The organism is Edaphobacter dinghuensis (assembly GCF_014640335.1).
Lineage (GTDB): Bacteria > Acidobacteriota > Terriglobia > Terriglobales > Acidobacteriaceae > Edaphobacter > Edaphobacter dinghuensis.
In genome coordinates this window covers 848358-874985 of the sequence record NZ_BMGT01000003.1, presented here as the reverse complement: position 1 = coordinate 874985, position 26628 = coordinate 848358, and the positions used below count along the sequence as shown (strand labels likewise).

The following is a 26628-nucleotide window of genomic DNA, read 5'->3' as shown; positions in this document are numbered from 1 at the left end:
CTGACCGAGGTTATCTATGATTCGCGTTCAGAACCTGGTAAAGACCTTTGGCGACTTCACCGCTGTCAAAGACATCTCCTTCGACGTAGGCCAGGGCGAGATCTTCGCCTTCCTCGGCCCCAACGGCGCAGGCAAGACCACCACCATCAAGATGCTCACCACACTGCTCCGTCCCACCAGCGGCACCATCGAGCTCGACGGCCTCGACCCCACCGTCAAGACCAAAGAGGCCCGCCAGCGCTTCGGCATCGTCTTTCAAGACCCCAGCCTCGACGCCGAGCAAACTGCCTACGAGAACATGGACCTCCACGGCGTGCTCTACCACGTCCCACGCAAGCTGCGCGCCGAGCGCATCGAGCGTCTCCTCAAAACCTTCGAGCTGTGGGAGCGCAAGGACAGCTACGTCAAAACCTTCTCCGGCGGCATGAAGCGCCGTCTCGAGATCGCTCGCGGCTTCCTGCACACGCCCGCCATTCTCTTCCTCGACGAGCCCACGCTCGGCCTCGACCCGCAGAGCCGCAACCAGCTCTGGACGCACGTCAAGGCCCTCAACGAAAGTGAGAAGACCACCGTCTTCCTCACCACGCACTACATGGACGAGGCCGACCGTGTCGCTCATCGCATCGCCATCATGGACCACGGCAGCATCATCGCCGTCGGCACCTCGACGGAGCTCAAACAGCAGACCAACACCGACTCTCTCGAAGCCGCCTTCCTTGCGCTCACCGGCTCGTCCCTGCGCGACGAAGGCGCCAACTCAGCCGATGGCCTGCGCCAGATGGCGAAGATGTGGAGGCGATAGATGGGCGCCATATATATTCTCTGGCTGCGTGAATTAAAGCGTTACGTGCGCTCGCGCGTGCAGATCGTAGTGTCCTTAGGCCAGCCCTGCCTCTACCTGCTGGCGCTCGGCTTCGGCTTCGGCCCGGTCTTCAAACAGGCAGGCCACGGCAGCTATCTGCAATTCATGGCCCCCGGCGTCGTCGGCATGACGGTGCTCTTCAGCTCCGTCTTCTCCGGCATCGCCATGCTCTGGGACCGCCAGTTCGGCTTCTTGAAAGAAACACTCGTTGCTCCCGTCTCGCGCCTGCAGATCATGGTGGGCCGCACCCTCGGCGGCGCAACCGTCGCCATTCTTCAGGGCACGCTCATCCTCATCATCTGCCTCATCGCCGGCTTCCGTCCCCAGTCATGGACGGCGATTCCCTTCGCTTTCCTCTTCGTCATCCTCATCGCCGTCGTCTTCGCCGCACTCGGCACCGGCATCGGCTCCATCCTGCAAGACATGCAGGGCTTCCAGCTCGTCATGAACTTCCTTGTGCTCCCCATCTTCTTTCTTTCAGGAGCGCTCTACCCTCTCACCAACCTGCCCGCAGTCATGGCAGTCATCGTCCGCATCGACCCGCTCACCTATGGCGTCGACGGCCTGCGCGGCGCACTCGTCAACACATGGCAGTTCAGCGCCATGCTCGATCTCACCGTCCTCGCTGCAATCGCCTGTGCCTTCCTCGGCACAGGAGCTTACCTGTTCTCGAAGATCGAAGCATAGACATGGCACGACCCAGAAGCATTCAGGCACACCGCAAAGTTGTGGAAGCAGCCGCTGAATTATTTGCCGAGCATGGCATCGATGCCACCAGCATGGATGCCATCGCCGAATCCTCCGGCGTAAGCAAAGCCACCATCTACAAGCACTGGCCCGACAAGGACGCGCTCTGCCTCGAAGTCCTCGGCTACGTCCACGGCCTCGACGAGAAGCCCCCCATCTTCGACTCCGGCGACTTTCGCACCGACCTCATCGACCAGCTACGCTACCAGCCCGCAGCTAACCGCAAAGCAATGAAGGACAAGATCTGGCCGCACCTGATGGCCTACAGCGCACGCAACCGGGCCTTCGGCGCAGCCTGGCGAGCCAAGGTGCTCGAACCGGCACGCATCGGCCTCGCCACCACCATCAAGCGCGGCGAAAAGCTAGGCGCGCTGAGAACCGGCATCGATCCCGAAGTAGGCATCGCCCTCCTCCTCGGCCCCATGATGTACCGCCACATCTTCGCGCAGCGCCTCGGCCAGAACGCCCCCAAAGACCTCGAAGTCCACGTAGCCGACGCCTTCCTAGCCGCCTTCGCAAAACAGTCACGCAAAGACCAGAAGTCCTCCACCAGAAAACAGAATTGACTCCAGTAATAGCCGCAGCTCTATTCTGAGTCCCGCTCTTTGCCGGTATAACGAGGTTTAAGTGCGGTGCTGAATATACAAGTGATAGGGAAAGTCATACCGACAGGTCTTTGCGTCGTAACCGTAAACCACATCTCGAAAGTGAGATGTGGGACACTCGACAATGTGTTTCAACCTGCAATGGAGCCTAAAAGGAGGATACATACAACAACTCCGCCACCGACACTCCACCACCATAGTCGATTCACTGAAAGAGCAGCCTTTGTCGCTAGACCAATCGCAACGATATCCGCAATAGCGAGACCTAATAACGTGGTGGGCCAGACATCTGAAAACCATAACTTCGGAAATAGCGGGGCGATTAGAAATACCGCCAGAACAATCACCCAAATCAAGCTTGCAAGCCCAACCCATCTGCCCATGCTCATTAGCATAGACCCATTCCATCACACACTGTGTGTTGAACGTCCGGCTAGTACTCTCCAGAATGTCCCTTTCCGTTAACGCTTGGCAGCGTGAAGTTTGGAGATTGCTCCATTGAGAAGTGAGTCGAGTTCCGTCCTTGTGCAGGGAGTCGGTACTCGTCATACCAAGGTCCATGCCGAACCTAAAACAGTTGTACGCAGTTCTTTTCAAAATTGCCGCTGCTAATGCCTGGGTCCCGTCAAAGTCCCAATCGAAGTAGCCCCCACCCAAATCCTGCTATAACTTCCATGCCGACTTTTCACACAATATACCGGTATTGAAATCAGGGAGAGAACATGCCTCATCGTGCGCGCCGCTTCGCCGGGACCATCCTCATCGTCATCGCATCCTGCGCCGCCAGCCCGGCACAAAGTTCCTCCGCTCCCGTACTGGATTGGCACGCCCACTGGATCACCGCTCCCGGCCTTCCTCCCTTCGCCCCCGGAGTCATGCATCTTCAGCGCACCATCGACCTCTCCGCCAAGCCTGACCACTTCATCGTCCGCGTCAGCGCCGACAACGCCTTCCTGCTCCACGTCAACGGCGAGACCGCAGGCCGCGGCTCCGCCAAAGGCGATCTCGCCCACTGGCGCTTCGAAACCATCGATCTCGCACCCTTCCTGCACTCCGGCAGCAACATTCTCGCCGCCACCGTCTGGAACTACGGCGAATACAAGTCCGCCGCACAATTCACCAACCGCACCGCATTCCTGCTCGAAGGCACCACACCCGAAACCGAGTCAGCCAACACCAACCAAAGCTGGCAGACCGAGATCGACCATGGCGTGACCGTCGAGCCGCTCACCAAGCCCATCGCCCACAACTACTACGCCTCCGAACCCATCGAGGTCATCAACGCAAAAGATTTTGACGCCGCATGGGACGCACCCATCACCGATCCCTCCCACTGGGCACCCGCCACTCTGCTAGACCGCGCAGCCTCACGCGGCGCGCGCGACGCCGACAGCAACTGGCAGCTCGTCCCCGACCAGCTCCCGCCAATGGAGTACACCCCGCAGCCCGGCGGCAAGGTCGTCCGCACCACCGGCATCGACTCCGCAGCAAGCTTCCCCGACAACTCCGTCACCATCCCCGCCAACACCACCGCCAGCATCCTCATCGACAACGGCGTCCTCACCACCGGCTATCCTGAGCTGTCGCTCAGCGGAGGCAGCGCCGCCACCATCCGCCTCACCTACGCCGAAGCCCTCTACGACGCCCACGGCCAAAAGGGCAACCGCAACGACATCACCGGCAAGCACATCGACGGCATCTACGACGACTACATCGCCGACGGCGCGGCCCGCCAAACCTTCGCCCCGCTAGTCTGGCGCACTTGGCGCTATCTCCAGATCGACATCCACACCGGCGACCAGCCGCTCCAGCTCAACCGATTCCGCTCCCTCTTCTCGGCCTTCCCCTTCGTCCATCGCGCCCAATTCAGCAGCGATGATCCCTCGCTAGAAAAGATCTGGAACATCGGCTGGCGCACCGCCCGCCTCGACGCCCACGACACCTACATGGACACGCCCTACTGGGAGCGGCTCCAGTACGTCGGCGACACTCGCCTGCAAGCCCTCATCTCCTACTCCAACGCCGGCGACGACCGCCTCGCCCGCCAAGCCATCACCGCCATCAACGACTCGCGCATGCCCGACGGCATCACCCTCAGCCGCTACCCCACCTCTCTCTTCCAAGCCATCCCGCCCTTCTCGCTCCTCTGGATCGGCATGGTGCACGACTACGCCCTCTACCGCGACGACCCCGCCTTCGTCCGCCAGCAACTCGAAGGCACCCGCACCGTCCTCGCATGGTTTCTCCAGCACCAGAACCCCAACGGCCTCATGGGCAAACTTCCCTGGTGGTCCTTCATCGACTGGACCGAAGACTTCAAAGGCGGCGAGCCACCGCAGGACGCCAACGGCGACTCCGCCATCATCACCCTCCACTACATCGAAGCCCTCCGCGAAGCCGCCGAGCTTGAGTCCACCTACGGCGACCCCGTCCTCGCCCAGCGCTATCGCCAGACCGCGGCCAAATCCGTCAGCGCCATCCAAACCCTCTGCTGGAACCCGCAGACTCATCTCTACACCGACACGCCACACGGCAACCACTACAGCCAGCACACCAACGCCATGGCCGTCTGGCTCGACGTCGCACCCGCCGCCACCCAGCGCGGCATCATGACCCACATCCTCGACCCCGCCAACGCCGCAACCATCTCACCCGCGTCCTACTACTACCGCTTCTACCTCAACCGCGCGCTCGAACACGCAGGCATGGGCGATCAATATATCCAGCAGCTACAGCCGTGGCGAAACATGATCTCCCTCGGCCTCACCACATGGGCCGAGCAGCCCGAGCCCACCCGCTCCGACTCCCACGCCTGGAGCGCCCACCCCAACTTCGACCTGCTCAACATCGTCGCCGGAATCCAGCCCGCCAGCCTCGGCTTCAAAACCGTCCTCATCGAACCACACCTCGGCCCGCTGCACACACTCACCGCCAGCTACCCTCACCCCGAAGGCCCCATTCAGGTGCAATACACCCTCCTCAACGGAAGCCTCCACGCTGTCGTCCACCTGCCGCACGGACTCAGCGGCACCTTCCGCTGGCAAGGCCGCTCCTACCCCATCACCGAAGGAGCGCTCGACCTCATCATTCCCTCCGACAGCAAAGGCAAAACACCATAGAGCGATAAACATTCTGATAACGGGACGATGATATCTTTGAGTCCAAATGAGATCATCCCCGCTTCAAGTCGTTTGTCTGTCAGGACTGCTTGCGATGGCTTTCACGGCGAGCGCACAACCTGCATCCGCTACTCAGGCCCCTGGAGCGCAGGCGAAAACCGTCCATTTTGATGGCTCCACGACAGCAACGATGGTCCTTGAGGCTCGCGGAGTAGGCGTACAGATTTATACATGTATGAAAGATGTTGATTGGGTCTGGAAGTTGAAGGCACCAGACGCCACCTTATTCGATCAGCACGGCAAGGCAATTGGGAAGCACATAGCGGGGCCAACCTGGCATCTCGATGATGGAAGTGAAGTGCAGGGCAAAGCGCTGGAGGTACGGCAACAACCCGGGACCATTCCATGGCTCATTCTTGCAGTGCATTCGACTGGCGGCGAGGGTCTTCTTAGCCAGGTGGATGTCGTGCGGCGCACAGAAACAAAGGGCGGTCTAGCTCCATCCACCGGATGCGACTCAGCCCACGCCGATGCCGAGGTGCGCATACCGTACTCGGCGAGCTATACCTTCTTCGACACGAAAAAATAGCTTTCTCGTAAATAGGATTCGCTTGGCAGCCTTTATCCGACAATGTATTTCCCCCTCGGCAACAGCGAGAGCAGCTTGACCCCAAGATAAGTAATCACGAAGGTTACAAGTGCGATCGCAGGGATACGCAGAAACGCATTCCCAATCAGCGGTGCCATCAACGAGTGAACCGCGTTGAGTACGATGATGTGTGCCAGATACATGCCATAGCTCATGCGCGAAAGATCGTCGATAAGCCGCCATACGAGACTGCTCTCGCGGTCTGTACGAATATTTCGGAAGAGCAGAAATAGTCCCGCTGTCATGATCGCAACATTCAACGTGGTGAAGTTCCACGTCAGCTCGAGGCTCTTTACTTCGTGCTCGTAACCGAGTCTGTAGAGAAATCCTCCGGCGGTAGCGGCATAACCCACCGCAACCATGCCGATCGCGAGCCAATCGACACGCAACGAAGGAGCCATCCAGAACCGCTTGATATAAGCAGCGAGTACGGCATAGCCGAGGAAGCCTGAGAAGTAGTAGAGAGTTGGCGTTGCATTCCAATAACACTCGCCCCACACCGATGAGAAGTAGAGGTGAATGAAGGGCAGCAACAATGTCATGCCCCACAGCGCCAGAAACAGCTCCATGCTCTTCCGGCTCGCCGAAACAATCCACGGCGAAAACACAGGTGCGATAAGGTAGATCGCCATCAGCATATACACAAACCAAAGATGGCCAACCTCCGTGCCGTAATTTACAGGGATCTTCGCGATATTGAGCAAAGTGGTGTGAAGAGAGGCCGTTCCCTGCGCGTAGTAATAGAAGGCATAGACCACACACCAGACGACAAACGGAATCAACACACGGGTAAAGCGCTTCCGAAAGAATTTGCGCTCATCCCCAACGGGGAAAAGAAAAAATCCGCTAATCATGACGAAAAGCGGCACGCAGACCCGCATCAGCGAGTTCGTCCATCCCACAGCCCAGGCTCCCGCCGTGTGCAATACGGTCCCATTTGGGGCGATGTACTCGAACTCGCCAGTGTGGATCTGCATCACCATGTAAATCGCGATGACGCGTAGCAAATCTAAGCCTTGATGTCGCTGCCTGTGGGTAGGAGAAGCTGAGATGTTCAAGATGTGCGGTCCTCGGTCATCTGAAGATCATAGCGAAAGCCTTATTTACCGGCTTTTCATCAATCGGTCGATAATGAGGAGAAGCGCGTTTTCACAACGAAGTGCCATTAGCTCTGATAGAAGCGACTCTGCGGCCCTATCTCCTGCAGAGAAAACCATTCGGAAACTATTCCGCTGTGGCCGCCGTCGATTCTATATCTGCATCTGCTAACCGCGATACTCTAAAAGAGATCGAAGTATCACAGCGACAACAACGGCGTAAAAGGTTTAGATGTCGAATCACTCTATCCACCAAGGGAGAACGAGATGAAGCATTTAGCGATCGCGGGGCTAGTCTTAGCCATGGCCGCGAGCGGCGCATCTGCGCAGGTCAATGCAGGGGAACAGAAGCCTGAGGCGACCCTGCCATTCAACGTGGTCCAGGTAACGACTTTGAGCCTTCCCTGGAGGATTGCCTTCCTACCCGACGGTCGAATGCTCATCACCGAAAAGACCGGCGGCCTGCAACTGGTCACCCAGCAAGGAGCAAAGACCCCCGTTACCGGCGCCCCCGCCGTTCTCTGGAGAGGACAGGGCGGAATGCTCGGCGTCTATCTCTCCCCGCACTACAAAAAAGACCACAACGTCTATCTCACCTACTCCGAGCCCGGTGACGGCGGTTCGAGCCTCGCACTCGCCCGAGCCAGGCTGCAGCTCACCAAAGACACCGCCAGCCTCGAAGACCTCAAGGTCATCTGGCACGACGGCGAGCGAGGCGAGGGCGGACAGTTCGGCGCAGCGGTCGCCTTCTCTCCCGACGGCAAGCTCCTCTACCTAACCTCCGGCGATCGCCAGCGCATGACGCCCGCACAAGACCCCAACCAGCCCCTCGGCAAAGTCCTGCGCCTGACGCTCGACGGCAAGCCCGCCCCCGGCAATCCTATGGCCGGCAAGATCGGCGCAGCCACTGTGCCCGTCATCGACCCGCCATCCGACACCGAAACCGCAAAGACCGCTCCAATCATCAGAACCTACACCTTCCCCGGTCCCAACCTCACGCCATCCGAGACCTGGGCCAGCGGAATCCGCACCCCCTATGGCCTCGCCTTCGCCCCCGACGGCAAGTTGTGGGAGCTTGAGCACGGCCCACGCGGCGGCGACGAGCTCAACCTCATCGAGCCCGGTAAAAACTACGGCTGGCCGCTCGTCTCCTACGGACACAACTACAACGGCGTGCCCATCCCCAGCCCCGACACGCGCCCCGACCTCACCAAGCCCGTCATCTACTGGGTGCCCGTCATCGCTCCCGGCAACCTCATGTTCTACAAAGGCTCAACCTTCTCCGGCTGGAACGGCTCGGCCCTCGCCAGCGGCCTCGGTTCGAAGTCGCTCACCCGCATCACCTTCGACGGCAACGGCGGAGCAACCGCAGTCGAGCGCTGGGACATGGACCGCCGCGTCCGCGACATCGAGGAAGCTCCCGACGGCTCGCTCTGGATGATCGAGGACGCCAAGCCGGGCGGCCTCTTCCATCTCACACCAAAGAAATAACGCAATACTCCGGTCCATCGTTTCAGGCAGACGATGGACCGGGAGACATCCATCCCCCGGGAGAGTCAAGGGTCAAACCAGCAAAAAGAACCCGCCCCACTCCCCTCCGTAACCCTCAAAGAGCGATGACAAGATGAACCGGAAATTCAAATTAGTGTTCGGGGCGATGTGCGCCTTACTGTGCGGCCTTTGCCTATCCAATACAGCCTTAGGCCAAAACCTCCCCGACGGCAAAGGCAAGGCAGAGTTCATCCACAACTGCACCGCCTGCCATCGCGCCGACATGGTCACCGTTGCCAAAAAGACCAAGGCCGAGTGGAGAAAATCCGTCGACGACATGGCCGCCCGCGGCGCCGACGGCACCAAGCAGGACATCGACAACGCCTACCTCTACCTCGCCACAAACTTCGCGACCGATCGATCCGCCCCAGCCACGCCAGCCCCCTCTGCAACTCCTTCAACCTCAGGCGCAGCCACCCCGCTCACCGCCTCTGAGATCGAGCAAGCCAAGAGCTTAATTACCCAGAGCGAGTGCCTCTCCTGCCATCGCATCGGCGACCAGGGCGGCTACACCGGCCCAGCCCTGAACGGCGTAGGCTCGCGCCGCACCCCCGACCAGATCCGAGCGGCCATCGTCACGCCAAAGCCAACCCTCGACCCCGCCAACGAACTCGTCCGCCTGAGCACCGCCGATGGCAAAACAGTGACCGGCCGCATTCTCAGCCAGGACGACCAAAACGTGCAGGTCAGGGACACCTCAGGAAAGACCGCCACCTACTCCAAGTCCGACCTCACCCTGTTCACAACCATCGACACCAACCCCATGCCCTCCTACGGCGGAAGAATCGCCGGAGACGACCTGGACACCCTCGTCCGTTACCTCACTTCCCTCCCACCCATAAACGATACCGCCCAGAAATAATGCAGGCACCTCTCACTTTCCGAAAGCACATTGATGAGTCCTGATTCTTATTGGTGAGATCAATTGCAGTTGTGACAAATTGTTACGTTCGGATCTTTCCCAAGCGAATATTCTCGTTCCGTCACCGCGGTTCCGCTTTGCATGTCGTGGAATCGCGAGAACTGGAAGCCTCATTCGCCGGGAGGAAGTCATGTACCTTCGCTACCTGTGTGCCGCTCTGCTCGTCACCAGCGGATTTCTTCGTATCGCCCCTGCTGAAGTACCGCTCGCTCGTCAGGATTCTGCCGCCGAAGCAAGCTCCAAGGCGGCTGCTACGAAGGACATCTCCGGCACCTGGGTAGCAAAGGCCGAGATGCCGATGGGGCAGCTTGAGATCGTCTACGTATTGAAGGTTCATGATGGCCATATCACCGGTCAGCAATCTCTGCCGTTCGGCGATTCGCCGATTGTTGACGGCTCGGTGACCGGCGATACCTTCCACTTCACCGTCGAGTTGGAGTCCTTCGGCACGCTGTCGAAGCGCGAGGTAAGCGGCAGGATTGTTGGTGACAGCCTGATACTGACGCCTGCCATGCCCGGGCCGCCGCCGGATGCCGGAACGTCCGGAGCCGCAGGCGGACCCCCACGCCCAGCGTTTCATATCGGCGAGGTGACCGCAGTGCGCGGCACACCGACACCCTCCTATCGTGCTCCTGCGGTGGACTACGCCACGCTTCCTAAGATCGATCTACCCGCATTGCATCCTGTCCCCTATAACAGCCTGGCCAAGACGCCACCCATGGGCTGGAACAGTTGGAACAAGTTTCGGACAAAGATCGACGACGCTACGGTACGCGGCATTGCCGACGCTATGGTGTCTTCCGGCATGAAAGACGCCGGTTATCAGTACGTCATTATCGACGATGGCTGGCAGGGCAAGCGGGATGCGACCGGGGTTTTGCAGCCGAATCCGAACTTCCCAAACATGAAGGCGCTCGCCGACTATGTGCATAGCAAGGGATTGAAGATCGGAATCTATTCTTCACCCGGCCCGCGCACTTGCGGCGGCTTTGAAGGGAGCTACGGTCACGAGTCTCAGGACGCGCAGATGTACGCCGCGTGGGGCATGGATTACCTGAAGTACGACTGGTGCAGCGCCTCGCGAGTATGGAAAGACGCCGACATGCAGGCCGCATATCAAAAGATGGGGGAAGCGCTGCAAGCCACTGGCCGCCCTATCGTCTATGCCCTGTGCCAGTACGGGCGCGCTCATGTTGAGCAATGGGGGCCGCAGGTCGGAGGCAATTTGTGGCGCACCACAGGCGACATTCGCGATAACTATGAATCGATGACGACCATCGGCTTTGCGCAGAGTGTCCTCGCCTCCTCCGCCGGTCCCGGACACTGGAACGATCCTGACATGCTCGAAGTTGGCAACGGGCGCATGTCGAATGAGGAATATCGCACCCACTTTTCGCTATGGGCGATGATTGCCGCTCCACTAATCGCCGGCAATGATCTGCGTGCGATGAGTCCGGAGATTCACGACATTTTGACCAATCGGGAGGTCATTGCAGTCGATCAGGACTCGCTCGGCGCAGGCGGCAAGGAGCTATACCAGGAGGAAGGCATCCGGGTCTGGAGCAAGCCTCTCCAATCGGGCGATATTGCAATCGCGGTCTTCAACACGGGCAGCAGCTCCGTCTCCGCAACCCTGACCGCGCAGCAACTCGCTTTACAGGGCCGCTATACGGTCCGCGATCTCTGGCTCCACAAAGACCTGGGCGCATTTCCAGACAGCTTCCAAGCAGAGATTCCCGCACACGGTGTCGCAATGTACCGTCTCCATAAGTCCTAAATTTCTATCTGTATCAGTTAGAGGGATGTCAATGAATTCGAAGCGAAGAGATCGTGCTGCTGTGCAGGTCCTTCGACTCCGGTCCACGAGGTGTCTGGCCTGCGGGCTTCGGGTTCACTCCTAATGTCGATGCTGCATTGTTTTGCGAGGTGTAACACCTTGTTCATCAACAGTTACTATACTTCCGCCCAGCAACTAAATCTGGTTGAACCGGGATGGGACTGATGGGGGTGTTCGACGGAGACGTTCGCACAACGACACGAGCCAATGCTCATGCAAAGGATAGCCAGCTTCCATCGTTCGGTGCTCTCAATCTTGGGGCGATGACGAGCCTGTCGGCGCTGAGCGAGACGACCGGGAAGAGTGTGTCGTTGATTCATGGAGACCAGTGGGACCAGATCCATGGCAACTATACGGAAAATATCTTCGACGACTACCGGCTGACGGTGCATGGCAACCGGACTGAGACCGTCCTGCAAAACCACCAGCACACCATTATCGGAACGACGAACGCGAAGCACATCGGCGTGCATAATCATACGAATGTGGCTCCGCGGAACGATACGTTTGTGCATACGCGGACGGAAGACCACCATCAGCCGGAGCAGAAGCACCAGCCGACGACGCAGCACGATGTACAGAGCAGCGTATTGCAGTACTTCGAGAAGCACACGAAGTTCAGCCTGTGGTACTTCACGATGCTGGGCATAAAGATGGAGATTGTTCCGGGGCCTGCGCTTGTGCACGCCACGTTCAAGGGCGAGCTGGGTGTGCTCGCGGCCAAGGCCGTGGTGTTGAAGTCGACTTCAGCCGCGATGGATACGAAGTTTCAGGCTTTTGTTGCCAAGACGACTGCGACGGCGGTTCTTCTTGCAGCAATGTACGCAAAGATCATCATGTTCGATGGCAATGCCGGCATTGCCGCTAACGCCGACAGTCCATTCGCATAAAGGTCCTCGATGCCAGGTTTCCGAATTTTGCAGGTAAGCAGCACGCAACTCGTGATTAAAGATCCGCCTTCGTATCTGTTTGCGGCTTTTTTCATCGTGGTTGCGGTGATTGGTTTGTTCGTACTGGGGGGAAGCCTGGCTGCGCGTACGCGGTCGAACGCGGGGTCAGTGCAGTTTGAAGGCAAGACGTATTCGCAACGCGATCTGTCCCGAGGCTGGGCGGTGCCGGTTGTGGGTCTGCTGCTTCTGCTGGGGGCCGGGTATGCGTCGTGGTTCATCTTGCAGGGGGCAAGTCTGACGCTGGATCGAGGGACCGGCACGTATGTGATGGACCATGGGCGCCCGTTCTTTATGTCTTTTCGAGATACAGGACAGCTCAGCGATATTGAGGACGCGACCATCGAGACCGATACCGGCGGCAACAGGTTTGTGCTTGTACTTCGCGATGGGCAGCGGCTTGGGCTGGGGTCGTTTACCGATCAGGGTGGGCAAAGCGAAGCGGCGGCCGCGGTGAAGCACTTTCTGCGCGGAGAAAACTGATGGCAGAGCAGGAAGAAGTTGCTGAGAAAGAGATCGTTCGACGGGTGCGTCTGGAGTCGATGGAGATCGCGCCGTTTCATAGAGCGAACACGATTGAAGATGTCTCGGTGTACTGGATCGGCGGCTTTCCGCTGCCGATGCCGTTCCGTGTTCGGCAATGGTTCCTTGTGTTTGTGACGAAGCTCAAAGCTGCGATGGCGGAGCGCGGCATGCGCCAGGAGAACTTTCTCGGCTTCAAGACGATTGCCCGGAACGAGACGGAACGCTTTCTGCAGACCAGCCGCGAGTACAAGCCTTTGGCGGGCTTTGCCATTCCGCCCGATGGCGGGCTGGTCGCTCCGCCGACGGCTGAGGATATTGAACAGTCAATCAAAGACGGTGGATTCAAGCTTGAGGATTGGGTTGGCGATTACACGTACTGGTTTCTGAATAAGCAGGACGAGCGGCAGCGGCAGGATTTCTTTGGGCTAGGCGGCATGCTTTTGCTTTGGTTAAAGCCCGATCCGGTGACGGAGCCTCCTGAGTTTGATATGCCCGAAGCGGCGCAGACCTATTTTGCCGAGAGCGGAAACGATATGGCCGCGCTGGCGCAGGAGCTGTACTCGTTGCAGGATGGGTTTCTGGAAAAGAGCAAGACGATATTTGGCGAGGCGCTTCGGCAGGATGCGGCGTATGAAGGCATTCCTTTCGTTCTGCCTTATCTGCAGGCAAAGCACTTTCTCGAAGCGAATGCGGAGACTCGGGCAAAGTGGTTTGAGTTGTTCGAGGGTTACCTGCTTGAGAGTCCGAAAGACGCCGGCGTGTTGATGGCGTTCAAGGATCCGTTCTTCGACGAGGTATTGCGCGGGGTCTTGCTCGCCCTGAAAAACGAGGGACTTGAGTGGCCCTTGTGGGAGAAAGCGCAGTGAAGCATGTTCTGCTGGAGCGTATTTCGATTGAGCCTCCTTTTGAAGCAGCCGTATTGAAGACTGAAAAGCTTCCGCTGGATGCGGAGGCGGGCGAGAGATTGTCCAAGGTGCTGCTGCCCTGGCTACAGGAGCTGGCTGAAGCGATGAGTCTGGAGCATGCGATGTGGCTGCAAGGGGCGGAACTGCATCGGAACGGTGCGGTTGATCTGCTCGTCAGTCACGGAGCAAAGTGGATGCCCGACATCGGCCTGGGAATTCGCCCGGATGGAGAGCCTCCAAGGATGCTGCGTGCAGACGACTTCAGGAAGCGAAGATGGAACGACCCGGTGAAGTTGAAACACGAGACGGCGTTTCATCTGGCAGGCGGAGCTGTGGCGGCGAAGTCTGCGATTCGTCTGTTGTGCGGGAGCGGTACAGTGCTCTATTGCCTGCTCGACGCGCCAATCCAGGTTTATCTTGCCGAACAGCGAGAGCTTTGGCTGCCGACCATTCAGGAACCGGCATTTCGCGCCCATCCCTTCTATATGCCGTTTTTTGATGCAAAGGGCCTGGAGAATAAAGAGTCTTCACGGTTGATGTCGTGGATGGGAAGAGCACGGCTGTACCTGCGCGAGAGTTCGGAAGACGAAGGCATCGTGATCGTAACGTCGATTGCCGGAGCCCTGGACCTGCTGCAGGATCGATATGCAGAGGCTTGTCATTAGCGTCTTTGCACTGCGGATCAGGGAGTGAAGTTGAGGGGGGAGCCGGCATTTGCCGGGACTTTTCATTTAACCCAAGCTAGAATCAAATACAGACTGGATACAGACTAAAGTTTGGACTTAGGTTCTTTCTTTTGAAGACTTTAGTACTTAAGTACAGGGGAGGTTACCGCACCGAAGATGACACAAACCGCAGGCTTCCCCACCACCTTCAACGACTTCCTCGGCAACTCCAGCGCCGTTGAGCATCTGCGCACCGCCATCGCCGCCGGTCGCCTGCCGCACTCGCTCATCCTCGCCGGGCCCAGCGGAGCCGGAAAATACACCCTCGCTCTCATGCTGGCCATGGCGGTCGAGTGCGAGCGCCAGCCGCGAGATTTGTGGTCGAACGGCCAGTCGCTCGCCAGCTTCTGCGGAGTCTGCCATAACTGCACCCGCATCGCCTCCGCCGCTAACCTCGAAGACGAGGTCGACAAGGCCGTGGCCGCCCGCGAAGAGCTGCGCGAGACCGACAAAAAAGACACCCGCGTCCTCGTCCAGCCTCACCCCGACGTTCTCATCATTCCGCCCGACCCGCCGCAGCTTCTCATCAAGCTCGGACAGGTCCGCACCGTCATCCAGCGCTCGCACTACCTTCCCTCCGAAGCGCCCAAAAAAACCTTCATCCTCACCGCCGCCAGCTTCATGAAAGAAGCGGCCAATTCCCTGCTCAAGGTCCTCGAAGAGCCGCCAGCGACAGTCCACATCATCATCCTCGCCGAAAACCCCGGCGAACTTTTGCCCACCATTCGCTCCCGCTGCGCCACCGTTCGTCTCGGCGCGCTACCCGTCGAAGAGATCGAGATGCTGCTCGCCGACCGTCGCCCCGACGTTCCCGCCAAGCAGCGCACGCTCATCGCTCGGCTCGCGCAAGGAGCCGCTGGCAAAGCCCTTGGCTTCGACCTCGCCGCTTACACCGCCGCTCGCGCCGACGCTCTCCTGCTCCTTCGCAACGCCGCCTCCGATCCCGATCACACCGCGCTCTTCAAGATGACGGAAACCTATCGCGCCGGAGCCGAAGGCCAGCAAAAGACCACCGCGCTGCTGCGCTCGCTCTCGCTCCTGCTCGAAGACCTTCTGCTCCTCGGCGCCGGAACGCCCGAGCTGATCCGCAATACCGACCTTCGCCCCGAACTCGACCGCCTCTCGCAGACGCTCTCCTTCCAGTGGATCGAAGGCGCGGCTCGCGGCCTCGATCAGGTCTACAGCGGCCTCCGCCGCAACCTCCTGCGCTCGCTCTCCCTCGACGCCTTCGCCGGACAACTAGCACTCTCAGCAAGATGACACTTCGCCTCCAACCCAGCGAAATAGAACAAGCAGCAAAGATCCTCCGCGAAGGCGGCACCGTCGCTTTTCCGACTGAAACCGTCTACGGACTCGGAGCCAACGCTCTTGACGAAGCCGCCGTAGCCAAAATCTTCGCCGCCAAAGGCCGCCCCTCGTGGGATCCGCTGATCGTTCACGTCAGCGATCAGGCAATGCTTGCAAAACTAGCATTTTCAATAACTCAAGCAGAAAAGTTAATCCAAAACTTCTGGCCTGGACCGCTAACGTTATTGCTTCCACGAACCCCCGAAGTGCCAGACGCAATCACCGCCGGAAGACCGCTCGTCGGCGTCAGAATGCCATCGCATCCGCTCGCGCTCGCCCTCATCCGCGCCGCCGGAGTTCCCATCGCAGCGCCCAGCGCCAACCGCTTCGGTCACACCAGCCCGACGACCGCCGATCACGTCCTCGAAGACCTCGACGGCCGCATCGACGCCGTCCTCGACGGCGGCCCAACAACAGTCGGAGTCGAATCCACCGTCCTCGACCCCAACCAAAACCCGATGCTGATCTATCGCCCCGGAGCCATAACTCCCGCGATGATCGAACAAGTCGCTGGCCCCGTTCGCATCTTCCAACCCATCGCAGCCCCGCAGGAAAATCCAGCCAGCCTTCCCTCGCCCGGCGTCGGCATTCGCCACTACGCTCCTCGCGCAAAGCTGATCCTCGTAGCCAGCGAGAATGAATTGCACCAACAGGAAGAACGGAATGTAGAAGAAAAAATCGGCATCCTGCTCCCTCAAGGCTGGACGGCAAGACCCTCCACCGAAGTCTTCCCCTGGGCCTCATGGAACGACGGCGAAGCGCTGGCACAGCGTCTCTTCGCCGGTCTGCGCGAACTCGACAACCGCGGCGTAACGATCATCCTCTGCCCGCTGCCCGAAGCCAGCGGAGTCGGCCTCGCCATTCGTGACCGCCTCGAAAAAGCAGCGCGAACGAAGTAGCTCGTATACTCAACCAATGCAAAGCGCAGAGATCGAACTCAAATTCCCCATCTCCGATCCCGCCGCACTTCAGGCCCGTCTTCCCCAGCTCGGCTTCCATCTCGATACGCCGCGCACCTTCGAGCACAACACCCTCTACGACACGCCTGCCCGCGATCTCCGCGCAAAAAAACAACTTCTTCGCATCCGCCAGTACGGCGAGCTCTGCACCGTCACTCACAAGCGCCAGCCCGATCAAGCCTCCATCGACACCACCCGCTACAAGATCCGCATCGAGACCGAAACCACTGTCGCCGACGGCCCCGCACTCTCCGAGATCTTCCAGCAGCTCGGCTACGCTCCCGTCTTCACCTACGAAAAGTTCCGCACGGAGTGGTCGCACACTATCGAACACTCCGCCCATCTCGTCATCGACGAGACACCCATCGGCAACTACGTCGAGCTCGAAGGCCCTCCCGACTGGATCGACCAGACCATCGCTGAGCTCGGGATCGACTCCACGACCTGCATCACCGACAGCTATGGCACGCTCTTTCTCACCTGGAAGCAGCGCACGGGCAGCACCGCCGAACACCTCACTTTCAAGGCAATCCCCACCCCTGTTCTGACCTCCCGCTAAAGCTCTCGCCATCTCTGCCGATACAACCTCTGTATCCCGGAGGTTTTACTTGGCAGTCTCATTCCGTTCTTCCCGTCCCCTTCTCGTCGTAGGAAGTCTCTTCCTCTGCGCCGGAGCCGCCTTTGCCGGCAATGTTCATCGAGCCGTCGTCACTCGAGTCTCCCCCAGCTATCCCGAGCTCGCCCGTCGCATGCACGTCGGCGGAACCGTTGTTCTGATGGTCACCGTTCAACCCGACGGCACCGTCGCCAAAACCAAGGTCGAATCCGGCCACCCGCTGCTCGCTGCTGCGGCAGAGGATGCCGTCAAGCGGTGGCGCTTCGAGCCCGGCTCCGACACCTCTGAGTCCGAAGTCGAAGTCAACTTCAAAAGCGATCTTCAGTAGCCAAAAATCACGGGCGACCACCGCATAGGTAAGGACCATCATGAAACTTGAATCCAAGCTCGGCCTCAGCACCGGCTTTCTTATCATCGCCATGCTCCTCAGCGCCTATACGGCGCATGTCCGCATCGAAGAGGCCAACCATCTCTCCGATGTCGTCACCACCAGCCGCCTCCCCATCATCATGGGCAGCCGCGACGTCGACTCGCATCTCACCCGCACGATCAGCAGCCTCGAGTCCTACATGCTCTTTGGACTCGATCCGGCCACCTCGGCCAGCTTCCGCGAGTCCCGGAAGCAGCAGTTTGAGATGGCCGAAGCTGCTGTCGCCAAGCTGAGCCAGGACAGCACCCACTTCGACCTTGGCGCGGACGCATCGCGACTCGCCATGCTTCAATCCGGCCTGGCCAGGCTTAAGCCGCTCGAAGAGAAGGTCGAGGCACTGAACGAGACCAAGACCTCGCAGGGTACCGCACAGGCTTATGACACTTTGCAGAATCAGATTCTGCCGCTCGAGAGATCGCTCTTCACCACCGTCACCGATCTGGCCCAGTCGCAGATGTCGCAGACGAACGAAGAACTCGTCCAACTGCGTCGCGCTAACCGTTCCACGCTGCTGACGCTGTGGCTCGCGACCATCTTCGGCGCTATCGTCGGTGGCGTCATCTCCACCTTCCTCGCTCGCCGCATCACCAAGGGCGTCGATCTTGTTGCAGAACGAGCTAACGCGATTGCTGCAGGCGACCTTACCGGCGAAGCACTCGACTTAAAGAGTCAGGATCAAATCGGCTCGCTTGCCACCGCGATGCAGCAGATGCAGACCAGCCTCAGCGGCATCATCGGCACGGTCGTGCATACCTCCGGCTCGCTCACTGGCAGCGCAGCTTCCATGCGCACCGCCAGCGACCAGATTCACCGCCGCATCGATCAGCAGAGCCAGCAGACCCAACAGGCTGCGACGGCCATGCAGGAGATGTCTGCCTCTATCGCTGAAGTCTCGCGGCATACGCAGTCCGCCGCAGAGACCGCACGCAGCGCTGCCGAGACCGCACGCGACGGCGGCACTATCGTCAAGGAAGTGCTCGGCAACATGCACTCCATCGCGACTGCCGTCAGCGATACCTCATCGACCGTAACCCTGCTCGGCGACGACTCCCGGCGCATCAGCCAGATCGTCACCGTCATCGACGAGATCGCACGCAAGACCAACCTGCTCGCCCTCAACGCAGCCATCGAAGCGGCACGCGCCGGAGACCAGGGTCGTGGCTTCGCCGTCGTCGCCGGAGAGGTTCGTCGCCTCGCCGAGAGCACAGCGCAGGCCACCGGCGAGATTGCCAGCATGATTCAGGGCATTCAGGACCGTACCCGCACCGCGATTGCCAGCATGGAGAGCGGAACGGAGACGGTGCAACAGGGTGTCGTCACCACAACGCAGGCTGGAGAGGCGCTCGAAAAGATCATCGGCATGGCGGAACGCGTCGACCGCATGATCGCGCAGATCGCCATCGCCGCTTCGCAACAGGCTGCCGCGGCGGACCAGTCGAGTGCAAGCCTCGACTCCATCCACTCGCTCAGCCACGACAACCTTACCGAGATGGCCACCACAGCAGCAGGTATCGAATCGCTGCGTAGCACCGCCGTTGCACTCGAGCAGCAGGTAGACCGCTTCCGGTTGCAGTCTCCCGCTGATTCGCGGTTGATCCGCTCGCCCAAAGCGCCGGAGATGCGCACGGCCGCTTCTTTTCAACCCGCATAACCTATCCCAAACGCTTTGGGGTCCGCGCAATGCGGACCCCATTTTTTTTGCTTAAGCGCCTTCAATCAAAAGGCGACAAGCTCTGCCATCGCCCGATACAGATCGTCCGGCTGCGGCAGAATCACATCTTCGAGAATCGGCTGATAGGCTACGAACGTATCCATCGCTGCCACACGGCGCACCGGAGCATCGAGATCGTGGAACAGCTCGTCGCCGATGCGAGCGGCGATCTCAGCACCGTATCCCCAGCTCTGCATGTCTTCATGCGCCACAATCACGCGGTTCGTCTTGCGCACACTTTCGGCAATTGTCTCCCAGTCATAAGGAGAGAGACTGCGCAGGTCGATCAGCTCTACGTCGATTCCCTTTTCGCGATGCAGCTTCTGCGCCGCCTGCAATGCGCGAGGCACAACAGCACCGTAGGTCACGACGGTGAGATCTTTGCCCGGTCGCACGATATTCGCTTTGCCGAACGGGATGCAGTAGTCCGGCCCCGGATAAACGGCGCGCCCGTAGGTCTCGCGGTAGAGCCGCTTGTGTTCCAGAAACAACACGGGGTCGTCGCAACGAATCGCTGTCCGCAGCAGGCCGAGTGCGTCGAGTGCATTCGACGGCATGACCACGCGCACTCCCGGCGTGTGCGTGAAGATGCTTTCGCCGGACTGCGAGTGATAGATCGCGCCCGTGATGTAGCCACCAATCGGAACGCGGATCACAATCGGGCAATTGAACTCGCCGTTCGACCGCCAGCGGATCACTGACAGCTCATTGCGCATCTGGTGCATCGCGGGCCAGATGTAGTCGAAGAACTGAATCTCCACCACAGGCTTTAATCCACGAACCGCCATGCCGATGGCGCGGCCGACGATGTTCGCCTCGGCCAGCGGCGAGTTCCAGCAACGATCGTTGCCGAACTCCTTTTGCAGTCCCGCCGTCAGCTTGAAGACGCCGCCCTTGCCCTTGATCTCTCCTGCGCGCAGAGCCTGATCGCGTGTGGCATCGGCGACGTCTTCGCCGAAGACCACAATTCTTTCATCGCGACGCATCTCGTCCTTGAGGCAGGTATTGATGAGGTCGGCCATCGTGCGTTCGACCTGATCCTTCTGATCGACAGCGGCGACGGGCTTCGATTCAAAGCGCTTGTCGGTGGGCTTCAAATCCTCCGAATAGACATGACGCAGGATCGCCTCGCGCGCGGTGGAAGGTGCAGCGGCTGCAACGGCGCGGTCCGCCGCTCGCAACACTTCTTCATCGACCTCGCGCTCTAACCGGTTGATTCCGTCTGCGTCGAGAATTCCCTCGCGCAGAAGCCACACCTGCATCTTCGAGATGGGATCGCGCAGGGCATCGGCATCGATCTCAGCGCGGGCGCGATAGTCGCGCTCATCCTCGCTCATCGAGTGGGAGTAGGGCCGCACAACGTGCCCATGCACCAGCGCCGGGCCATGTCCGGCGCGGCAATAGGCGACCGCCTCCACCATCGCCTTGTAGCTGGCGATAGGATCGGTGCCGTCAATCTCGGCAAAGTGGAAGTTGGGAAAGTTCGCGATCAGCCGCGAGATATTTCCACCGGGAGTGTTCGCCTCCACCGGAGTCGAGATCGCATAGCCGTTGTCCTCGACCACGTACACGACGGGCAGCTTGCCGTTGCTTGCGGTGTTCAGCGACTCCCAGAACTCGCCCTGGCTCGTCGAGCCTTCGCCGATCGAGACGTACACCACCTCGTCGCCGTGAAACTTCACATCCTTGAACTCGCGGTAGTCGCCCTCGTGCTTCGCCGCGGCCTCAGGATGGCGCGAAAAATATCGACCTGCCTCGGCGCAGCCGATGGCATGCAAGCACTGCGTTGCCGTCGCCGATGACGGCGTCACTACATTGAGCTTTCGGCTCGTCCAATGCGAAGGCATCTGGCGTCCACCGCTGGCCATGTCTTCGCCGGAACCCACCGCCTGCAACAACTGCTCCTCTACGGTATTGCCCAGCGCCAGGCAGATCGCACGGTCGCGATAGTACGGAAAGAACCAGTCGTATCCCGGCTTCATTGCCATCCCGGCGGCAACCAGCAACGCTTCGTGGCCCGCACACGAGATCTGGAAGAAGGTCTTCTGCTGCCGTTTCAGAACAATCTCACGATCGTCCGTCCGCCGCGACAGGTACATCAGTCGATAGAACTGGATCAACTGCTCTGGCGTCAGTTCTCCTTCCGCCACCTTTTTTTCAACCGAGTTGGACACCATATTTCGAGCCATCGTTATTGCCTCTGCCAAGGTGTGATTGTACTGTTTTGAGGCTGCTTTATTCCATCCCCACGCACCAAGGCCGCCTCTCACCAAGGCGGCCTGTGTGTCAAGCGATGCAACCAGTTTTTAAACAAACGCCCACTAAACAAACAGCGGAGCCAGAACCAGCGTAATCGTAGCTAACAGCTTGATCAGCACATGCAGGCTCGGGCCAGCTGTGTCCTTGAACGGATCGCCGACCGTATCCCCCACCACCGAAGCCTTGTGCGCCTCCGACTTCTTGCCGCCATACTGCCCGGTCTCGATAAACTTCTTTGCATTGTCCCAGGCGCCGCCGCCGTTGTTCATCAGCATCGCCAGCAGGATGCCTGCAATCGTGCCAACCATCAGCAGTCCGGCAACCGACTCCGCTCCGGCAAGGTTCACCGGAATGCCTGCAATCGCAGGCACCGGCAGAATCGTTCCCGGCGCATAGATCTCCGACGTCGCCTGATAGCTCGCGCTGAAGTGGCGGAAGATCAACCCCACCGCGACCGGCATGCAGACTACCAGCAGCCCCGGCATCACCATCTCCTTCAACGCCGCTCCGGTCACGATGTGGACGCATCGTCCATAGTCCGGCTTTGAAGTTCCGGCCATGATCCCCGGATTCTCCTTGAACTGGTCGCGAACATCCTTCACGATCATCTGCGCCGTCCGCCCAACCGCCTTGATCGCCATCGAGCTGAAGAGATACGTCAGCATCGCTCCCAACAGCGCGCCGACAAACACCGGCACCTGCGCAAGATTGATGTTAGTGAAGCTCCAGCCCGGCGGCATGTATCCGCCAGCAAGGTGAACCTTGTCCGCCACGATAACCTTGATCTCTTCGAGATAAGCCGAGAACAACAGGAACGCCGCCAGCGAAGCCGAGCCAATCGCATAGCCCTTGGTCAGCGCCTTGGTGGTGTTGCCCGCCGAGTCCAGCTTGTCGGTGCGCTCGCGAATCGACTCCGGCTGGTTCGACATCTCAATAATCCCGCCCGCGTTGTCCGTGATCGGCCCAAACGTATCCATCGCCAGAATGTAAGCCGCGCAGCTCAACATTCCCATGGTGGCGAGGGCCGTTCCATAGATTCCCTTGGCATAGTCGGTGATGCCCGCGACTCCGCTGAGGCCCTGCACGCCGAAGTAGTAGCTCAACAACAGCGCCGCCGAGATCGCAATCACCGGGAGCGCAGGCGTCTCCATGCCGACCGCCAAGCCGCTGATGATATTTGTTGCAGGCCCGGTCAACGAAGCAGCAGCAATCGACTGCACCGGCCTGTAGCGCGACTCGGTATAGTACTCCGTGATCCACACGAAGAGGAACGATGTGATCAAGCCGACCACACCGCAACCCAGCAGCCACAGCGGTTTCACCATCGGCCCGTCGAGCATGGTGTACACCGCCACGGCGAACCCGATCAAAGCCAGTACCGACGTCAGATAAAACCCGCGATTCAACGCCCGCATCGGGTCTTCCGTCTCGTTCGTCTTCACGACGTAGACTCCCGCGATGCTGGCAATCAGATTGATCGCCAGAATAATCAGCGGAAACAGAATTCCCTTCACTCCAAAGACGGGATAGAGCGCTGCGCCCAGAATCATCGCGCCGACATTCTCTGCCGCGGTCGATTCAAAGATGTCTGCGCCACGGCCTGCGCAGTCGCCCACGTTGTCGCCTACAAGGTCTGCGATCACAGCCGGGTTGCGCGGATCGTCCTCCGGGATTCCCGCCTCCACCTTGCCGACAAGATCAGCACCCACATCGGCTGCCTTGGTATAGATTCCGCCGCCAAGCTGCGCGAACAGCGCCACCAGCGAAGCTCCAAATCCAAATCCCACCAGCTCGTACGGCACCGACTGCGGATTCTCCAGCCCGCCAAAGAGCAGGAACAACACGCCAACGCCCACCAGCGAAAGAGCCACCACGACCAGGCCGGTCACAGCGCCGCCGCGCAACGCAATCTGCAACGCCTTGTTCAAGCTCCCGCGCGCCGCCGAGGCCGTTCGAATATTGGCGCGGATCGAAACATACATGCCGGTATAGCCGGCCAATCCGGAGCACACCGCACCCACCAGAAAGCTGATCACCGTCTTCATCGCAAACGGAGCCGTTCGTGCCGACATGTGGTATCCCACAAACAGCAGGATCGCCAGAATGACTGCGATTACACCGATGGTCCTGTACTGCCGCCGCAGAAACGCCTCGGCGCCTTCGCGAATCGCGTTCGAGATCGACTGCATCTCCGGTGTTCCCGATTCGCAGCAAAGCACGTGCCGCGCGAGCATCCAGGCCGCAACTAATGCCAGCACCCCAACGGCTATCGCCATCCAAAGGCAAATCGTACCGCCATCGCCGGAGATGCCAGCAGAGGTAGCTGGAACTTGCACCTGAACGACCATACCCAGAAGGCTTACTACTCCCATGCAAAGATCTCCTTAGAACATGAATCTCCAACCAGCTTCACAAAGGCGGCCATTAGAGCATGTGCAATCCAACAGGGTCAATGCATTACACGGTGAGCAGTACCAGTGCTTCTTCATCCATGCGGTAAACCAAAGTAACAGCCCGCTCCGGTCAAACGCTAGTCCTTGCTGCGCCGCGTGCCGATGCAGAGATCAAGCAAGAGCGAGGTGCATCGGTGTACGGTCTCGGCAATATCCATCTGAAGCATCGAATCTCCCAGAATCCGGAATCGCCGCGCGCCATCCTGCTATTCGCCCTCTTCCTTCTGCTCGTCTCGCCGTGCCTGCATGGGCAAACGGCAGTGACTCCTATCGTTCCCAACCGTTATATCGTTGTCTATCGCAACCGCACCATTCCCATGGATGCTGAGGTGAGCACCCGCATCGCCGGGGCCCGCCTGCTCCATCGCAACGAACGGCTGGGCATCGCCGCCGTCCAATCGCTCCCTGCAACAAGTCCTGTTCGCGCCCGTAACAGCACCGCAAATTTTGCACCCGCGCAAAGCGATGCCGAGACCATGCGCCGCCTGACCGCGCAGCCCAACGTTCAGTACGTCCTGCACGACCGCATCGTGACAGCCGACCGGCTTACGCTTAAACAAGCCGTCCCAGCCACCTTCAGCGTCATTATTGGTTCAACCACCCAACCCGGAAGTTACGATTCCTTTTACACCGCATCTCCCCAGGGCTGGGCCGTTCAACAGGTAGGCGGCTACGGCAACAACGTCGCCGGAGGCCCTGCTCATGGACCGTGGGATACAACCATGGGCAAGGGCGTCCGCATCGCCATCCTCGACAGCGGTGTTGACGAATACCACCCTGACATCGCCCCTAACCTGGCCTTAAACCTAAGCGAAATCGATCAGGCCGACTACCCCAGCCCCTGCGACGATGGCACTCCTCAAGATCAGGACGGTCATGGCACCTGGACCGCGTCGCTCGCAGCCGGAGCCCTCGGGCCGGGTACCGGAGAGGTCATCGGCGTAGCTCCTGCTGCAACCCTGCTCAACATCAAAGTGCTGCAGCGCATGCCCGATACCAGCTCAGGCAGCGCTTCTGTCGCCGACCAGTGTACCTCCGGTCAGGCCAGTGGTTTATTAAGTTGGATTCTTCAGGGCATCGAAGACGCCATCGACAACCATGCCGACATCATCTCCCTCTCGGTCGGCGCCACCGTCGACCTCACCACCGGCGAAGGAGCCGGACTGAAGGCAGCCTTCGACCAGGTCACCAACGACGCCGCTCAGGCAGGCATTGTTGTTGTAGCCGCCGCAGGGAACGATGGTCTCGATCTCTCCAACCCTCGCTACGCCGAGCTTCCCGCCCAATCCAGCGGCGTGCTCGCCATCGAGGCCTCCACCAATCCTGCCTGCGCGCAAAACACAGCCGCCGGAGCCGCCTGCACTCCTGGCCCCATCGCGCTCGCCTACTACAGCAATCACGGAGCATCGCTCAACGCCCTGGCCGCACCCGGAGGCAGCTACCCCGAAGGCGGCGACCTTGCCGTCAGCGGATGGGTGCGCGGAGCCTGCAGCTCGGGTAAACCTTCCACCATCGACGGTCCACCTTCTGACAGTTCACATAGCTTCGGATGCTTCACCCTCGGCCACACGCCCTACGTGCAGGCCATTGGAACGAGTGCCTCTGCGCCTCTCGCTGCAGGGGCCGCTGCCCTGCTGCGCGCCGCCCACCCAGACTGGACCGCCGCCACGATCATCTCCACCCTGCATGCCACCGCAACTCCATCGCCGTCGCTGCCCGTTCCCCAGATCAACGCCGAGGCGGCCCTGACCGCTCACTAGAAGTCGCTCAAGCTGACGAAACATCATCGCGATCAAAGTCGCGCAGTCTCATCGCGCGGCGTAGCGGAGAGACCTCCGCATTTTGTCTTTGTCTTTTAACATTCATAAACCTTTCATGCGCTCTTTCACGCTATGGGCAAGCTTCTCAATCTCATCGGCTTTTTTAATCACATCCACTGAAAGAACATCTTTGTTCGTCTTATCCACATCCTGCTTCAGTTGCGTGGCCAGAACGAGCAGTTTATTGGTATCGTCCACCAATTGCTTCTGACGATCGCTGTTGCGCGACCGCGCCTGCTGCGCCTGCATCTCCGGCGAGATGGAGGGTCCAAGCGGCGGCACATCCACGCCTGGCCGCCCCTGCGTAGGCTGCTGCGACGGAAACGGCTGCGCCAGTTGTCCGCTGCTGTATGTTCCTGAAACCGCAACCAGAAGAACGACTCCCACCACCGCCGCACGAAGAAGTTTCATACTTCCCCCTCATCTCACGTTCCCTGTGGAATTGCATCCTATTATTTCAGGACAATTGCATCCTATCTATCGCTCAAGCATTCTGTTATAGAAGCTCGGATAATTTCGATCGATAGCAGTCAGCACGAAAG

Annotated in this window: 22 protein-coding genes; 18 read left to right on the top strand and 4 right to left on the bottom strand. The window is 59.6% G+C overall.

Annotation, left to right across the window (positions count from 1 at the left end):
• Window positions 1-16 precede the first annotated feature (16 nt).
• The 5 genes from IEW09_RS15490 (at window position 17) to IEW09_RS15470 (ending at window position 5922) form a co-directional block, all read left to right on the top strand.
• Entirely contained in the window at window positions 17-802 is a 786-nt protein-coding gene (locus IEW09_RS15490) for an ABC transporter ATP-binding protein (protein WP_188555078.1), read from the top strand.
• A complete protein-coding gene (locus tag IEW09_RS15485) occupies window positions 803-1549 on the top strand; it encodes an ABC transporter permease (protein ID WP_188555077.1) in 747 nt (248 codons plus the stop codon). It begins immediately after the preceding gene.
• A 2-nt stretch (window positions 1550-1551) separates the two neighbouring features.
• Entirely contained in the window at window positions 1552-2175 is a 624-nt protein-coding gene (locus IEW09_RS15480; protein ID WP_188555076.1) for a TetR/AcrR family transcriptional regulator, read from the top strand.
• 761 nt (window positions 2176-2936) lie between these two features.
• Window positions 2937-5333, top strand: a complete 2397-nt coding sequence (locus tag IEW09_RS15475) for a family 78 glycoside hydrolase catalytic domain (RefSeq protein ID WP_188555075.1) — start codon at window positions 2937-2939, stop codon at window positions 5331-5333.
• 94 nt (window positions 5334-5427) lie between these two features.
• A complete protein-coding gene (locus IEW09_RS15470) occupies window positions 5428-5922 on the top strand; it encodes a DUF3455 domain-containing protein (RefSeq protein WP_188555074.1) in 495 nt (164 codons plus the stop codon).
• A gap of 32 nt (window positions 5923-5954) precedes the next feature.
• Here the strand turns inward: IEW09_RS15470 and IEW09_RS15465 are convergent, their stop codons facing one another.
• Window positions 5955-6989, bottom strand: a complete 1035-nt coding sequence (locus tag IEW09_RS15465) for an acyltransferase (RefSeq protein ID WP_229739356.1) — start codon at window positions 6987-6989, stop codon at window positions 5955-5957.
• Between the two features lie 357 nt (window positions 6990-7346).
• On the opposite strand from IEW09_RS15465, the gene IEW09_RS15460 reads away from it, so the two are divergent.
• From IEW09_RS15460 to IEW09_RS15405, 12 genes are all read left to right on the top strand, one after another.
• On the top strand, window positions 7347-8570 hold the full coding sequence (locus IEW09_RS15460; RefSeq protein ID WP_188555073.1) for a PQQ-dependent sugar dehydrogenase: 1224 nt from the start codon (window positions 7347-7349) through the stop codon (window positions 8568-8570).
• 133 nt (window positions 8571-8703) lie between these two features.
• Entirely contained in the window at window positions 8704-9492 is a 789-nt protein-coding gene (locus tag IEW09_RS15455) for a c-type cytochrome (protein ID WP_188555072.1), read from the top strand.
• 190 nt (window positions 9493-9682) lie between these two features.
• Complete coding sequence (locus tag IEW09_RS15450) at window positions 9683-11329, top strand: glycoside hydrolase family 27 protein (protein ID WP_229739355.1); 1647 nt, start codon at window positions 9683-9685, stop codon at window positions 11327-11329.
• 224 nt (window positions 11330-11553) lie between these two features.
• Entirely contained in the window at window positions 11554-12279 is a 726-nt protein-coding gene (locus IEW09_RS15445; protein ID WP_188555071.1) for a hypothetical protein, read from the top strand.
• A 9-nt stretch (window positions 12280-12288) separates the two neighbouring features.
• Complete coding sequence (locus IEW09_RS15440; RefSeq protein WP_188555070.1) at window positions 12289-12819, top strand: hypothetical protein; 531 nt, start codon at window positions 12289-12291, stop codon at window positions 12817-12819.
• Window positions 12819-13727, top strand: coding sequence for a hypothetical protein (locus tag IEW09_RS15435; protein ID WP_188555069.1), 909 nt, complete (start codon window positions 12819-12821; stop codon window positions 13725-13727). The genes IEW09_RS15440 and IEW09_RS15435 overlap by 1 nt, the downstream gene beginning before the upstream one ends.
• Entirely contained in the window at window positions 13724-14431 is a 708-nt protein-coding gene (locus IEW09_RS15430) for a hypothetical protein (RefSeq protein WP_188555068.1), read from the top strand. The genes IEW09_RS15435 and IEW09_RS15430 overlap by 4 nt, the downstream gene beginning before the upstream one ends.
• Window positions 14432-14608: 177 nt before the next feature.
• Window positions 14609-15751, top strand: coding sequence for a DNA polymerase III subunit (locus IEW09_RS15425; protein ID WP_188555067.1), 1143 nt, complete (start codon window positions 14609-14611; stop codon window positions 15749-15751).
• The gene (locus tag IEW09_RS15420; RefSeq protein WP_188555066.1) at window positions 15748-16737 is read left to right on the top strand and encodes an L-threonylcarbamoyladenylate synthase; all 990 of its coding nucleotides are present in this window, start codon (window positions 15748-15750) and stop codon (window positions 16735-16737) included. The genes IEW09_RS15425 and IEW09_RS15420 overlap by 4 nt, the downstream gene beginning before the upstream one ends.
• Before the next feature lie 16 nt (window positions 16738-16753).
• Complete coding sequence (locus IEW09_RS15415) at window positions 16754-17356, top strand: class IV adenylate cyclase (protein WP_188555065.1); 603 nt, start codon at window positions 16754-16756, stop codon at window positions 17354-17356.
• A 49-nt stretch (window positions 17357-17405) separates the two neighbouring features.
• On the top strand, window positions 17406-17741 hold the full coding sequence (locus tag IEW09_RS15410) for an energy transducer TonB (protein WP_188555064.1): 336 nt from the start codon (window positions 17406-17408) through the stop codon (window positions 17739-17741).
• Window positions 17742-17781: 40 nt separating this feature from the next.
• Complete coding sequence (locus IEW09_RS15405) at window positions 17782-19494, top strand: methyl-accepting chemotaxis protein (RefSeq protein ID WP_188555063.1); 1713 nt, start codon at window positions 17782-17784, stop codon at window positions 19492-19494.
• Between the two features lie 65 nt (window positions 19495-19559).
• On the opposite strand, the gene IEW09_RS15400 is transcribed toward IEW09_RS15405, so the two are convergent.
• The gene (locus IEW09_RS15400) at window positions 19560-21743 is read right to left on the bottom strand and encodes an alpha-ketoacid dehydrogenase subunit alpha/beta (RefSeq protein ID WP_188555294.1); all 2184 of its coding nucleotides are present in this window, start codon (window positions 21741-21743) and stop codon (window positions 19560-19562) included.
• A 132-nt stretch (window positions 21744-21875) separates the two neighbouring features.
• A complete protein-coding gene (locus IEW09_RS15395) occupies window positions 21876-24185 on the bottom strand; it encodes a sodium-translocating pyrophosphatase (RefSeq protein ID WP_229739354.1) in 2310 nt (769 codons plus the stop codon).
• Between the two features lie 215 nt (window positions 24186-24400).
• Between IEW09_RS15395 and IEW09_RS15390 the strand changes: the two genes are divergently transcribed.
• Window positions 24401-26026 carry a S8 family peptidase gene (locus IEW09_RS15390; protein WP_229739353.1) on the top strand — a complete coding sequence of 542 codons (1626 nt, stop codon included), beginning with the start codon at window positions 24401-24403 and terminating at the stop codon, window positions 26024-26026.
• 102 nt (window positions 26027-26128) lie between these two features.
• Here IEW09_RS15390 and IEW09_RS15385 read toward each other — a convergent pair whose 3' ends face one another.
• Complete coding sequence (locus IEW09_RS15385) at window positions 26129-26497, bottom strand: hypothetical protein (RefSeq protein WP_188555062.1); 369 nt, start codon at window positions 26495-26497, stop codon at window positions 26129-26131.
• Window positions 26498-26628: the final 131 nt, after the last annotated feature.